The 13,134-nt window shown below is 59.5% G+C and carries 9 protein-coding genes and 1 tRNA gene; 4 read left to right on the top strand and 6 right to left on the bottom strand.

Annotated features, from left to right (window positions below; translation table 11 throughout):
- Positions 1 to 14: 14 nt before the first annotated feature.
- Together C3B54_RS07550 and C3B54_RS07545 are read right to left on the bottom strand one after the other, a co-directional pair.
- Positions 15 to 821, bottom strand: coding sequence for a hypothetical protein (locus C3B54_RS07550; protein ID WP_104913949.1), 807 nt, complete (start codon positions 819 to 821; stop codon positions 15 to 17).
- Positions 822 to 899: 78 nt separating this feature from the next.
- A complete protein-coding gene (locus tag C3B54_RS07545) occupies positions 900 to 2,339 on the bottom strand; it encodes a zinc-dependent metalloprotease (protein ID WP_158665597.1) in 1,440 nt (479 codons plus the stop codon).
- A 142-nt stretch (positions 2,340 to 2,481) separates the two neighbouring features.
- Between C3B54_RS07545 and C3B54_RS07540 the strand changes: the two genes are divergently transcribed.
- The 3 genes from C3B54_RS07540 (at position 2,482) to C3B54_RS07530 (ending at position 6,745) form a co-directional block, all read left to right on the top strand.
- A complete protein-coding gene (locus C3B54_RS07540; protein WP_158665596.1) occupies positions 2,482 to 3,576 on the top strand; it encodes a YlbL family protein in 1,095 nt (364 codons plus the stop codon).
- A gap of 106 nt (positions 3,577 to 3,682) precedes the next feature.
- Entirely contained in the window at positions 3,683 to 6,622 is a 2,940-nt protein-coding gene (locus C3B54_RS07535) for a UPF0182 family membrane protein (RefSeq protein ID WP_211286295.1), read from the top strand.
- A gap of 46 nt (positions 6,623 to 6,668) precedes the next feature.
- Positions 6,669 to 6,745: transfer RNA gene (locus C3B54_RS07530), tRNA-Met, on the top strand.
- A gap of 184 nt (positions 6,746 to 6,929) precedes the next feature.
- Here C3B54_RS07530 and C3B54_RS07525 read toward each other — a convergent pair.
- The 3 genes from C3B54_RS07525 to C3B54_RS07515 form a co-directional block, all read right to left on the bottom strand.
- Entirely contained in the window at positions 6,930 to 8,831 is a 1,902-nt protein-coding gene (locus C3B54_RS07525; protein ID WP_158665595.1) for a DEAD/DEAH box helicase, read from the bottom strand.
- A gap of 165 nt (positions 8,832 to 8,996) precedes the next feature.
- Positions 8,997 to 9,701, bottom strand: a complete 705-nt coding sequence (locus tag C3B54_RS07520; RefSeq protein ID WP_104913945.1) for a VIT1/CCC1 transporter family protein — start codon at positions 9,699 to 9,701, stop codon at positions 8,997 to 8,999.
- 23 nt (positions 9,702 to 9,724) lie between these two features.
- Entirely contained in the window at positions 9,725 to 10,444 is a 720-nt protein-coding gene (locus tag C3B54_RS07515) for an O-methyltransferase (RefSeq protein WP_104913944.1), read from the bottom strand.
- Positions 10,445 to 10,686: 242 nt separating this feature from the next.
- On the opposite strand from C3B54_RS07515, the gene glpK reads away from it, so the two are divergent.
- Positions 10,687 to 12,189 carry a glycerol kinase GlpK gene (gene glpK / locus C3B54_RS07510; protein ID WP_104913943.1) on the top strand — a complete coding sequence of 501 codons (1,503 nt, stop codon included), beginning with the start codon at positions 10,687 to 10,689 and terminating at the stop codon, positions 12,187 to 12,189.
- 89 nt (positions 12,190 to 12,278) lie between these two features.
- On the opposite strand, the gene C3B54_RS07505 is transcribed toward glpK, so the two are convergent.
- Positions 12,279 to 13,109, bottom strand: coding sequence for an aldo/keto reductase (locus C3B54_RS07505; RefSeq protein WP_104913942.1), 831 nt, complete (start codon positions 13,107 to 13,109; stop codon positions 12,279 to 12,281).
- Positions 13,110 to 13,134: the final 25 nt, after the last annotated feature.

The raw sequence follows: 13,134 nt of genomic DNA, 5'->3' as shown, positions 1-13,134 counted from the left end.
CCCGTCAGTTCTTGTTACAGCCCCCGGCACGTGCAGGAGGGGTGGAAGTCGACGGTTCGGATACTGAGAGCACCACTCTGTGGCCGCCAATCCAGAGCCACCCCCGGGGCGCTCACACCCAGCGAATGCGGAAGAGGCCCCAACAGTCCGTGGAGTAGGCACACCAGGGTTGCGCTCACCCCGGCGCTCGCCGGTGTGGATTGCAGGGCGGGTATGCCCCACAGTTGCGATTGCACAGTCAACCAGTGGGGATTATCGACTCGTCGCACGTGGTCCACACACGACAGGCAGGGGCTGTGTCCTGGCTGGATGCGTGGCCCCACCTGGACGGTGAGGTCGGAAAAAATCACCGGCGTGTGGGGTATGTCGGTTTGGCTCAACACGCTCACCCAGTCGGGGTGTGCCACATAGTCAGAGACAAGAATGACCCCACCGGGCACCGCGTCTGGAAGGTCATGGACGTCGTCACAGGACACCACCTGCACGCCCATTGCGCCCAACACACCAGCCATGACGGGCATTTGGCTGGATGTGCCTACCAGGTACACGCTTCGTTGGAGTGGCTCCGGGTCGGGCTCGCACGCCGGGGCCAGCTGGGTGAGTAGATCGTTGACGGCTTCTTCACTGACTCCCGTTTGGCTTCGGAGCAAACGAAGCCCTCCTTCGCTGACGCCGCTGTAGAGGGCGTGAAGAATCGGGGCCGCACGGTCATCGATTCCGTTAACGACAGTGTGGGGGACATCGAGGCCCACTTGAAGGTCGTTGGGCGTGCGCCACAACAGGGGTCTTTTCGTGTGGAGTCGGTACACCCGTTGGCTCATCCCTGAAGGGTGCCTCAGAGTAATAAGCCGGGGCGAAAACTATCCCCAGGCGCTACACACGCACCTGCGGTGTGCTCGCTACTTGCTGGGAGGGTCGCTTGGGTCCTCGGAAGACTTGGGGTCTGGATCGTCACCTGGACCCCCTTGACCGGGTGCTCGTTCGCCAGGTTCTTGTTCGCTTGGGGGCTGGTCGCTGAAGAGTTCATCGAGAAAGCGATCCACATCGGTATCGGTCTCGGGGACAACGCCCAGGGTGTTCAGGAAGTTGTCTGGAGCATCGAGGTCATCCTCGGTGGGTAGTCGATCGGGGTGACCCCACAACTCATCGCGGGCTTCTTGACCGTAGAGCTCGAGCAGCGAATCCCACATGGTGGAGGCTTCCCGCAGGCGCCGTGGGCGAAGCTCCAGACCGACAAGCGTTTTGAAGGCATGCTCGGCCGGTCCACCTGTTGCTCGCCGACGACGAATCGCTTCCGCAATTTTGTCGGCGTTCGGCAGGCGTGAGGATGCGCTGCGGGTGACGTGGTCCACCCACCCTTCGATCAGGGCGAGCATGGTTTCTAGCCGCACCAACGCGCGTTCCTGCGCTTCGGTGCGTTCTGGCAGAAGGGCACCGCTTGAGAGGATTTTCGAAATCTCTTCCGGGTTGCTGGGGTTGATGGATTCGGCAAAGTCCATCAGTTTGTCACCATCGATGTGGATGCCACGAGCGAAGTCACCGACCAGGCTCATCACGTGTAAGCGCAACCAGCGTGCGTGGCGAAACAGTCGCTGGTGGGCTAGCTCGCGGATCGCCACATAAAGGTCCACTTCGTCGGGTGTGACACCGAGGCCTTCGGCGAATTCGTCGATGTTTTGGGGCACCAATTCGGCCCGAACATCGTGCTCGTCGCTTGCTTGCATCAGGGGGATACCGATATCTCCTGCGGAGAGTACCTCGCGGGCCAGGCCACCCACGACTTGGGCCAGTTGGAGTCGAAAAAGACTGGTTGTCATCGTGGTGAGCACGGGGGAACCCCCGAGGACTCCTTTGACCTCTTCGGGTGCTTGTTCCTCAATGAGTTGTGCGATTGCTCGCGCGAGAGCGTCAGATACCGGTTCTGCCATTTCTTGCCACACGGGAAGTGTCGCCCGCGACCAGTCCTGCCGGGTCATGAGCAACGGCCGACCACCAGGCTCCGCCATGTCGGTGACATCGTTTAACCACAGTGCGGCTGTGCCCAATAAACCGGCAAGGGTTTCCGCCCGGGCAGGGTCGATACTTTTTGCCCCCTCAGCGGCCACCTTGACGGCATGGTTTCGCGCCGTGTGCTCTGAGTTGCTCATCGCGCCTGTCAGGCCGCTAGCGAATTGTTCCACCATTGCTTGGAGCTGGCTGGCATCCCCGGTGAAACCGGCCGCCCTCGCGAACTCCTCCGGGTCGAAACCTTGATCGCCATCGAACATCCGTCGCACGGCATCTCGAATCCACTCATTGGGATCCGGCACTGAGTTGTCGCGGTCGTCCTCTCCTGACATGTCTCTACGGTACCGGGGAGCCTCGAGCATGCGCTGAACTGTTCGCCCCCAGCTTGTGTCCCTCGTCGCCGTCGGGAAGGAAGGACGGTTGGGCCCACGTCCTGTCACTACACTGGCGGAGCGCTGTGTAAGGGAGAGGCTGTTGAGTATTTTTTCCGAGAAGGACCCTCGGCCGGCCTTGCGTGAAGGCTCCAGGAGGGCGGGCTGGGCTCTGCTCGCTGCGACCCTGTTCATCGCTCTGGTTCTCACACTTTTGCCAGCCCCCTACGTCATTGACCGCCCCGGCCCCACTTATGACACCCTCGGGGTGGTGAGCGTCGAGGACGAAGATGTGCCCCTCATTCGTGTCATCGACCAGCCCGAATACCCCGAACGGGCCGAACTTCGGGTCACGACAGTCACACGGGTGGGAAACCCAGAGGCGTTGCCCTCGTGGGTGGAAGTGGTTCAGGCGTGGTTCGCCCCAGAGCGCAGCGTTACTCCCGTCGATGAAGCCTTCCCACCGGGTGTGTCGATTGAGCAAAACCGCGAGGCGGCGCGCATTGACATGGAAAATTCCCAGCAGGAAGCAATTGCTGCCGCGTTGGGGTATCTCGAGATTGACTTTGACAGCTTCCTCGAGGTGGCCTCGACGCTGGAAGGCGGCCCCAGCGAAGGAGTATTGCAAGAGGGCGACCTGATTGTTCGCGCTGCCGGCCAGGATGTCGGTGATGTCACTGCCCTTCGCGACCTCATTGCCGACAATGGTGTGCAGTCACCAATCAGTCTCGACGTAGTGCGCTCTGGTGAGACTCAGACGGTTGACGTGATTCCGCGTATGTCTGAAGGCCCCACTCCCATACCGGTGATTGGTGTGTTGGTGGCGGGTCGCTACGACTTTCCCGTGCAGGTAGAAATCGAGTTGGGCAGTGTGGGTGGGCCGAGTGCCGGCCTACTCTTTGCCTTAGGCCTGGTCGAGAAGCTCACACAAGATCAGATTGCCGGCAGTTTGCAGGTCGCTGGCTCGGGAACAATCACCGCCAGCGGCGAGGTGGGTCCAGTCGGTGGCATCCGTCACAAAGTCTTTGGCGCTGCCGATGCAGGGGCTGAATGGTTCCTTGTACCCCGGGCAAACTGTGTGGATGTTGCAGGACTCTCTCCGGAGGGCATCACCGTGATCCCTGTTGACACTCTCGCCGATGCGGTAGTGGCTCTCGAATTGGCGATGGCAGACCAAGAGGTACCCCGCTGCGAATAGTCCGTTCTCGGGATGGGCGCTGGGGCTCTAGCCCAGGGAAGTCTCAGCACGACAGCCGCCAGTCTTTGTAGACTGTTCTCGGCCGTTTACCCCAAGGAGTCTTTGCGTGTCTGAAACAACTGGCGCCACCCAAAATCGTTCACGTTTGAGCCTGGGGGTGACAATTGGTGTCCTTGCGGCGCTGGTGGTGGCCTTCTTCATTTTTGCCTCGCTATACACCGAGGTGTTGTGGTTTGACCAGCTGGGCTTTGTTGATGTCTTGCTCACCCAGTGGTTTGCCACGGCAGCAATGTTCCTCATCGGGTTTCTGGCGATGGCCATCCCGGTCGGCGTGGCCATTGATTTGGCTTACCGCTTCCGTCCGGTCTACGCGCGGTTATCTAATGAGCTGGACCGTTATCGCCAACTGATTGACCCGCTACGTCGCCTGGCGATGCTTGGTGTTCCTGCGGTAGTGGGAATTTTCGCCGGTCTGGCTGCGGCAAACAGTTGGCCGCAATTCTTACTGTGGTTGAATCGCGCACCTTTTGGTGTGCAGGACCCAGAATTTGGCCAAGACATCGGGTTCTTTGTCTTCGAGCTTCCCGTCTACCTTTCGGTCATTGGCTTTGCCAGTGCGGTCCTGATCACCGCCATCATCGCGTCGGCGGCGACCGGCTTCCTTTACGGGGCGATTTCCTTGGATGGACGTGAGCTTCGCATTTCCCGGATTATGCGTATTCAGTTGGCCGTTCTCGGCGTGCTGTATTTCGCCATTCAAACCCTCGGAATTTGGCTCCAACAGTATGAAACCTTGGTCTCGCCGAGCGGCGGATTCTTGCCCTTTGGTGCCGGTTTCGCAGAAGCCAACGCCACCATTCCCTCCCGCGCAATCCTCGCCGGTATTGCCCTCCTGGTCGCCATCTTGTTCCTCGTCACGGCCATTGTGGGGCGCTGGCGCCCCGCCATCGTGGGAACAGGGTTGTTTGTCATCTCGAGTTTGGTGATCGCCCAGGCATACCCCTTTGTCATCCAGCGCTTCCAGGTTGACCCCAGCGCGAGGACTCTGGAGGCGCCGTTTATTGAGCGCAACATTGAAGCCACCCGTGATGCGTACGGCGTGAGTGACATCGTAGAAATCCCTTACGAGGCCACCACTGAGGCCAGCGCAGGTGCCCTGCGCGAAGACGCTGAGACGGCTGCAAATATTCGGATCATCGACCCCGCATTGGTGACGGACTCGTTCGCGCAGCTCGAGCAGTTCCGTCAGTACTACCAATTCCCCGACTTCTTGGATGTGGGGCGCTACGACGTGGACGGTGAAACAACCGACACCGTGCTCGCGGTGCGCGAATTGAACCTCGGTGGGCTTAGCTCACAGTCTTGGTACAACAACACCATCGTTTACACCCACGGTTACGGTTTGGTCGCCGCTTACGGAAACCAAAGAACCTCCGACGGTCAACCCAAGTTCATCGAATCCGGTATCCCGGTTTCCCAAAACCTCGGTGAATATGAACCGCGGATCTATTTCGGCGAGAATTCGCCCGAATACTCCATTGTCGGTGCCCCTGAAGGTGCCCCCGAACTGGAGTTGGACTTCCCCTCTGGTGGTGAAGGTCAAGAAAACAACCAGACCTACACGTACACGGCAGATGGCGGGCCGTCGGTGGGAACCACATTTGGTCGCCTGCTCTACGCGTTGAAGTTCCAGTCAGAACAGATTCTGCTTTCTGACGCCATCAACCCAGAGTCGCAAATTCTTTACGACCGCGACCCGATGGATCGGGTACAGAAAGTGGCCCCCTACCTGACCCTCGATAACGACCCGTATCCGGCTGTCGTTGATGGTCGCGTGGTCTGGATTGTCGATGGTTTTACCACCACCGCCGACTACCCGTATTCGACTCCGCTACAGATTTCTGAAGCGATTGCCGACACTTACCGTCCGGCACCGCAGCTCGCGTTCGACACCGTGAACTACGTCAGAAACTCTGTCAAAGCAACCGTGGATGCGTATTCGGGTGACGTCACGCTGTATGCGTGGGATACCGAGGACCCCATCCTCCAAGCCTGGTCGGAGGTGTTCCCCAACACGCTGCGCGACCAGGGTGAGATGACGGAGTCACTGTTGGAGCACGTGCGCTACCCGTCGGATCTGTTCAAAATCCAACGCAACATCCTCGGGGCGTACCACGTGACTGATTCGGGCACGTTCTACTCTTCAGAAGATGAATGGGTCACCCCGAACGACCCCATCTCGAACCCTGCTGCACCCACCTTGCAGCCGCCCTACTACCTCACGATGCAGGTACCGGGCAGTGAAGAACCGTCGTTCTCGCTGTATTCGACCTACATCCCTCGGGCGACGGGCGAATCAACTAGGAACGTCATCTTCGGTTACTTGGCGGCAAACGCCGACCCCGGTGACGACTACGGCAAGCTCACTTTGCTTCGCCTGCCTAAGCAAACCACTATTCCTGGTCCCGGTCAGGTTCAAGCACAGTTCGACTCGGATGCTGAAGTGGGCCAGCAACTAAACCTGCTGCGTCAAGGTCAAACCGAGGTGATCTCCGGAAACCTCCTGACACTGCCGGTTGGTGGAGGTCTGCTCTACGTCCAGCCGGTCTACGTACAGTCAACCGGTGAGACCTCCTACCCGCTGCTGAGGAAAATCCTCGTGTCGTTTGGTGACCGGATTGCCTTTGAGGACACTTTGGATGAGGCTCTCGATTCACTCTTCCAGGGTGACTCCGGTGCTGAAGCGGGCGACGTGGAAGCTGTCGTCGGCGGTGCTGATGCTGGCGCTGAGGAGGGCCAAGAGCCGGCCCCGGCGCCTGAACCGACAGAGCCCGAAACGGGCGTCGATGAGGGCACCGAAGACGCCACCGAAGAGGAGACTCCAGGGACCGTCATCGAGGAGACTCTGCAGGATGCACTCCAGGACGCCAGACAAGCCCTCGAAGATCGGGATGCGGCCTACCGCGCGAACGACCTGATTGCGGCTGCGGAAGCCGACCAAAGGCTGACCGAAGCGCTAGAGCGTGCACTGCTGCTCAGCCCGTAAGAGCGGTTATCGTCTGCGACACCCCGTGGTAAAGTAGTGATTACGCCGCGGGGTGGAGCAGTTCGGTAGCTCGCTGGGCTCATAACCCAGAGGTCGTAGGTTCAAATCCTGCCCCCGCAACCATTTATTCGAAAGCTCCTCTGCGCGTCCCCCGGACTGCCGAGGAGCTTTCGCTTTTCTGGCATCTGGCATCTGGCATCTGGCAGTCAGGGGAGCGGGAGTCTTTGCCCGCGAAGGCTTCGCTCACCGAAGCAGTGAAGCCCTGGTGGCGATGCATCGCGACCAGGGCCCCAGTGTGTGGAGTGTGTTACTCGGCGGTGAAATCCGCCAACGCGCGATCGCCCAGACCCATGGTGGTGGTGGTCCACTCAATGCCGGCGCGGTGGAGAAGGCTGTCGACTTCCCGCTGGCGCGACTTGGTCGCCAGAGTCACCACGCGACCTGTTCCACCCGCACGACCGGTGCGACCGGAGCGGTGAACATAGGTTTTGTGCTCTTCGGCGGGATCAGCGTGAATCACCAAGGCGATGTCGTCAACGTGAATACCGCGTGCGGCCACATCGGTGGCGACGAGTACTTGGGCACGACCGGAGCCGAGTTTCCCCAGGTTTCGCTGGCGTTGACCTTGGCTAAGGTCACCGTGTAGTGCCACCGCGGGGATACCCAAACCGTCCAAGTGTTCGGCGAGGTTCTTTGCATCGGCCCTGGTGCGAGTAAAGACCAGGGTCTTTTTATCTCCGGCGCTCAGGCGCTGAACAATTTCACGCTTATCGCGCTGGTCAATGACAAACACGTGGTGATCAATCGAGGCAGATGCCTCGTCTGAGGTTTGCAGTTCAAAGATGGCTGGTGCCACCAAGAACTTCTCCACCAGTTGGGCGACCGCACGGTCCAAAGTGGCTGAGAAGAATAGCTTCTGGCCACCACCTTGCGTTTGAGTGAGCAGACGATCAACGGGTTCGGCAAACCCGAGTTCGCTCATGTGGTCGGCTTCGTCGATCACGGTCACCCACACCTCATCGAGGGACAAGTGGCCCTGCGTGATGAGGTCCTCGAGGCGACCCGGGGTGCCAATGACGATGTCAACGCCTCTCTGCAGTGCTTGAACCTGGCGGCCCTGGGGCACACCACCCACAATCTGGGTGGTGAACAGGCCGGCAGCTCTCGCCAACGGTTGCACGGTCCGATCAATCTGCAAAGCCAGTTCACGGGTGGGCGCAAGAATCAGTGCGCTCGGTGCACGCCCTGAACCTCTCCTTTTGACTGTTTTTCCACCCGGGGCTAAACGCTCAACGAGTGCTGCACCAAAGGCAATGGTTTTTCCAGAGCCGGTGTGACCTCTGGCGAGAATATCCCGCCCGGTCAGCGCTTCAGGAATGGTGGCGGTCTGGATCGGGAACGGACTTGATGCGCCCATGCCGGAGAGCACTTCGGTCAGCGCCTTATTGATTCCTAACTCACCAAATGTGTCAGCGCTATGTGTTTCCGCACTGACACTGACGCCCTGGTAGCGCTCTTGAACGACATCTTCTCTGTGGTGGCGGGAGCTTGACTTGCCTCGCCCTTGGCTGCGACTGGGCGCACCGCGGCGTGCTCCGGAGTAGCCACCGGAACGGCCACCAGAGCGACCACCGTAAGAGCGCTCTCCTCCAGAACGGGACCCTCTTCCGCCCTCTTCACGGAAGGACTCGCCCCGTGAAGAACGATTGTCTCTGCGGGAGTCTTCACCGCGGCGCGGCTCTTCACTGCGTGCTGAGTAGTCGTCGCGCGCGGGACGATTGTCCCGTGCGGGGCGGTTGTCCCGTTGGTCATTACGCGGGTTGCGACGGCCTTCGCCGCGCTCGTCATCACGGGGGCGTTGGTCGCGATTGCCTCGGTAATCACGTTCTGGGCGTTGCTCACGATCTGCGCGTTGCTCGCGCCCTGGTCGCTGGTCACGGTCTTTCCGCTCAAAACGGGCCTGACCATTGGAGTTTTGACCACTCGAGCGGCGCGGAGCATCAGAGCGGTTGTTGTGTTGGCCGCGGTCCTCACGAGCGGGGCGATCGGATTGACCTCCGCGGTCGCGACGTGGTTCGTCGCCGCCTTCACTGCGCCCGCTGCGCTGCGAGTTATAACGGGGGTTGGAGGCAGTCTTGCCTCTTGTTGCACCATGACGCGCGGGGCGCGATCGGGGAGTGCGGGCAGGGGTCGACATAGCAATAGTCACTTTCTTGGGGGTAAAGGCGCGGGTTTCGCACACGGGCCCGCACGTTGCGGGTCACACCGGACTGTGGGAAACAAATGCATACGCTGGGTGGAACCCCAAGGCCGACCCTTTTATTCTAGGGCATCGCCCGGGATTCTGTCAGACGACGACTCACCGGAGGTTGGATTAGAGGGCGAGACTCGTTCCCAGAAGCTCACCAATGGTCCATGTGATGGCGAGTGCTGCGGCACCTCCGAGCGTCACGCGGACAATCGCCGGCAGTGGTTTCGCACCACCCAGTTTTGCGCCGACACCGCCGGTTATGGCCAAGGCAATCAGTGATCCGACCACGGTCGCCCCAACGCGGTAGTCGGCGGCCACAATCGTGACGGCAAGAAGGGGAAGAGCGGCTCCTAAGACGAACGCGATGAAAGAAGAAAGTGCGGCATGCCACGGATTTGTGGTCGTTTGCCCGTCAATGTTCATCTCTACTTGCAGATGCGCGGTAATCGCGTCGTGTTCGGTGAGTTCCTTTGCCACCGTTTTCGCGGTGGCTTCTGTTAGGCCACGCTCTTGGTAGGCCTGTTGGAGAAGGAGGAGTTCTTTTTCGGGTTCGGTCGCCAGCAGGTGGGCTTCACGTTCAATGACAGCCCTTTCACTGTCACGCTGACTACTGACCGAAACGTATTCACCTACGGCCATCGAAATGGCCCCGGCGACAACGCCGGACACTCCGGCAATGAGGATGGCCGCAATGTTATTGGTCGCCGCAGCAACTCCCACAACCAGCGCGGCAATCGACACGATGCCGTCATTTGCTCCGAGAACACCGGCGCGAAGCCAGTTCAGTCGGGACGCAAAACTTTGGGCGTTAGAAGTATCGTCGGTCATTTCTAAGAGTGTAGAACACCCTTTCACCCTCTGTTTTTGCGCAAAAGGGTGGTCTGGGTTGACCACGGTAGGGACGGTGTGAGGCCGGTGGTGACGGTGTCCTCGAACGTTTCTCGAACCGCCACGAGGGCAGCCCGGTAGCGGCGCCGATTCGTGTTGTCAAAGACCACCATTCCCTCTGGTGCGAGACGCTCGACAGCTTTTTCCAGACATGCGCTCCGCGCACGACCGTCGATGACAATCAGGTCGAATTGTCCGTCGACGTGGTCGATGGCGTCCACATAGTCGCGGTAATCCAAATCCTTATGCCCCCACATCTGTGAGCCGATGCTGGGGTTTGTGTTGGGCTGAGCGGGGGTGTGAATGATCTTGGTATTCCTACCAACGAGTGGTTTCATCAGGGCAAGCCACTGGGAGTCGTACTCAACAGAGACCACCGACACGGCGCACTTTTCTAGCCAGATCGTGGAAGCGCCGGAGCCCCATTCGAACACCCGTGCATTGGTGCGCTCCGCCAGAAAATGATCCACGTGGGATATCGAGTCGAAAGTCCACCACGGAAGGTCGAGTCGGACGAAATCTTCCACGTCGTAGAGGGAAAACAGCGAGCGAACCCACAGGCCGATTCGACTGGACTGGGCCCACTGATCGATCCAACGTAGAAGGCCGAGGCGTTGTAGCACCCGTCTCGCGGTGTGCACCAGGCTGGCCCAACCTCGCAACAGTAGGTGGGTGAGAGCCATGATGACCTTCCAGTGGGCGGGACATTCTGCCGTGTGATTTGTCGGCAGCCACCAGGCTAGTGAGGCCAGTCGGAGCCCTATGCTTCCTGCGTTGTCGTGGGGGTGAGCGTTGGGTGAACAGTCATTGAAGCCGTAATTTTCTCCGACAGTGTGCGGCCGATATCGCACGAACGTGCGGGGTCGGATTCCACCGTTAGCTTCTACTCTTGGATAGTTCACAATTTCCCATTTTGGAGACGACGATGTCGACCTTTGTTTTGGCCATCGACCAGGGAACAACAAGCACCCGGGCGATCATTTTCGACCACGATGGCTTGCCGGTTGCCACCGGTCAGATGGAACACCAACAGATTTTTCCCCAAGCGGGTTGGGTCGAGCACGACCCCATGGAAATTTGGGCCAACACCCGCGAAGTGATCGGTCAAGCGTTGGGTAAAGCCAACATCACGCGCCACGATATTGCCGCCGTGGGCATTACCAACCAGCGTGAAACTGCGATCGTGTGGGACCGTCGAACAGGCCAACCCTTGTACAACGCCATTGTCTGGCAGGACACCAGGACCCAGGGGCTCATCGATGAGCTTGCCGTGAACGGGGGTCCGGGCCGGTTTAGAGACAAGACTGGGTTGCCGTTGGCGACCTATTTTTCGGCCAGCAAGATTGCGTGGATTCTCGACAATGTTGAGGGCGCCAGGCAGTTAGCTGAGGCCGGCCACCTCATGTGTGGCACACCGGACACGTGGGTGTTGTGGAATCTGACCGGCGGTGTCGATGGTGGTGTTCACGTCACCGATGTCACCAATGCGTCGAGAACGCTGCTGTGTGATATTTCCACCGTCTCGTGGGATCAGGAACTACTCGACGCGTTTTCTGTGCCTCGCTCAATGCTCCCCCAAATCAAGAGCTCTGCCGAAGTGTACGGTCACGTCCACAGCTCGGGGTTGCTGCGCGAAGTGCCCGTCGCGGGCATTTTGGGCGACCAACAGGCGGCTACTTTCGGCCAAGCCGCTTTCAGCCCGGGTGAATCAAAAAACACTTATGGAACCGGGAACTTTCTATTGGTCAACACCGGCACCGATCAGGTGTCCTCCTCTCACGGTCTACTGACCACCGTCGCCTACCAGCTGGGTAGCGAGCCAGTGACTTACGCCCTGGAGGGATCCATTGCGGTCACCGGTTCACTCATCCAATGGTTGCGCGACAACATCGGCATGATTCAGAGTGCCGATGAGGTCGAAGGGTTGGCTGCCAGCGTTCCCGATAACGGGGGCGCGCATTTTGTGCCCGCGTTTAGTGGGCTTTTCGCCCCCTACTGGCGCTCAGACGCCAGGGGAGTGTTGGTTGGTCTGACACGTTTCATCACGAAAGCCCACATCGCCCGGGCGGCGCTGGAGGCGACCGCTTTTCAAACCCGCGAGGTGTTGGACGCCATTAACGAAGACTTTGGTGGTGGCTTGAGCGAGTTGAAAGTTGACGGTGGGATGACCCAAAACAGTCTGTTGATGCAGTTCCAGGCAGACATTTTGGGAATACCGGTACTTCGACCACAGGTTGCCGAAACGACGGCATTAGGTGCCGCGTACGCGGCGGGTCTTGCGGTCGGGTTTTGGCAAAACCTGGAGGAATTGCGCGACAAATGGCACGAACAGGCCCGTTTCGAGCCACAGATGGGCACAGACGAGCGGGAAGAGCGACTGCGGGTGTGGAAAAAAGCTGTCCAGAAGAGTTTCGACTGGGTGGAATAGCGGGGTGGACTAGCGGGGTGGAATAGGTCTGTGAGCGGTGCCCTATCGGGGTCGGCTCGCCTATTTAGTGCCTGCTGAGCACCTACCGGCTAGTTCCGATCGTTGGGGTCCACTCCGGTTCGGTAGTCGCGGTTTAAGCCACTGATTGTGGCCATATCTTCTGCTGTGAGGTCAAAATCGAACACCTGCAGGTTCTCGGCGAGGCGTTCCCGGCGCACCGATTTTGCGACGACGGCGTCACCCCGTTGGATATGCCAGCGCAGCACAATTTGAGAGACGCTTCGGCCGTAGTGGGCGGCGAGGGCGACCAGTGTCGCCTCGTCCAGAATTTGCCCCCGGGCAAGGGGGGACCAGGCTTGTGTGACAATGCCGTGGTCTTGGTGAAATACCCGCAGTGGCTCTTGAGTGAGCCACGGGTGCATTTCTACTTGGTTGATTGCGGGGGCCACTCCGGAGGCACTGATGAGTCGCTCGAGGTGTTCCGGGTGGAAATTACACACCCCAATGGAGCGCACTGCGCCGTCGTTTTTGAGCGCCAACATTGCGGCCCACGATTCGACAAAAAGGTTTCTTTCCGGCGCAGGCCAATGGATGAGGTAGCGGTCAATGTAGTCAAGACCCATGGCGTCCAGGCTGCGCTCGAAGGCGCGCAGGGTGTTGTCGTAGCCCAAATCTTCTAGCCAAAACTTTGTGGCGACGGAGATGTCTTCCCTGGCAATGCCACTGTGTCGAATGGCACGTCCCACAGCCGCCTCATTGTCATACATGGACGCAGTGTCGATGAGCCGGTAGCCGACCTCGAGCGCGGTCGTGACAACTTTTTCTGTTTCCTCTTCGGGGACTTTGTAGACACCCAGACCAAGCTGGTCGATTGTGGTTCCATCGTGTAGTTCCAGCTGGGGTATGTCGTGGGATGCCATGGGGCAGGGTCCTCTCGCGGTGTTA

Origin of the sequence: Pontimonas salivibrio (assembly GCF_002950575.1) — a bacterium.
Classification (GTDB): Bacteria; Actinomycetota; Actinomycetes; order Actinomycetales; family Microbacteriaceae; genus Pontimonas; species Pontimonas salivibrio.
Note: the sequence above shows the minus strand (reverse complement) of the source record. Positions and strands in the feature narration are given on the sequence as shown.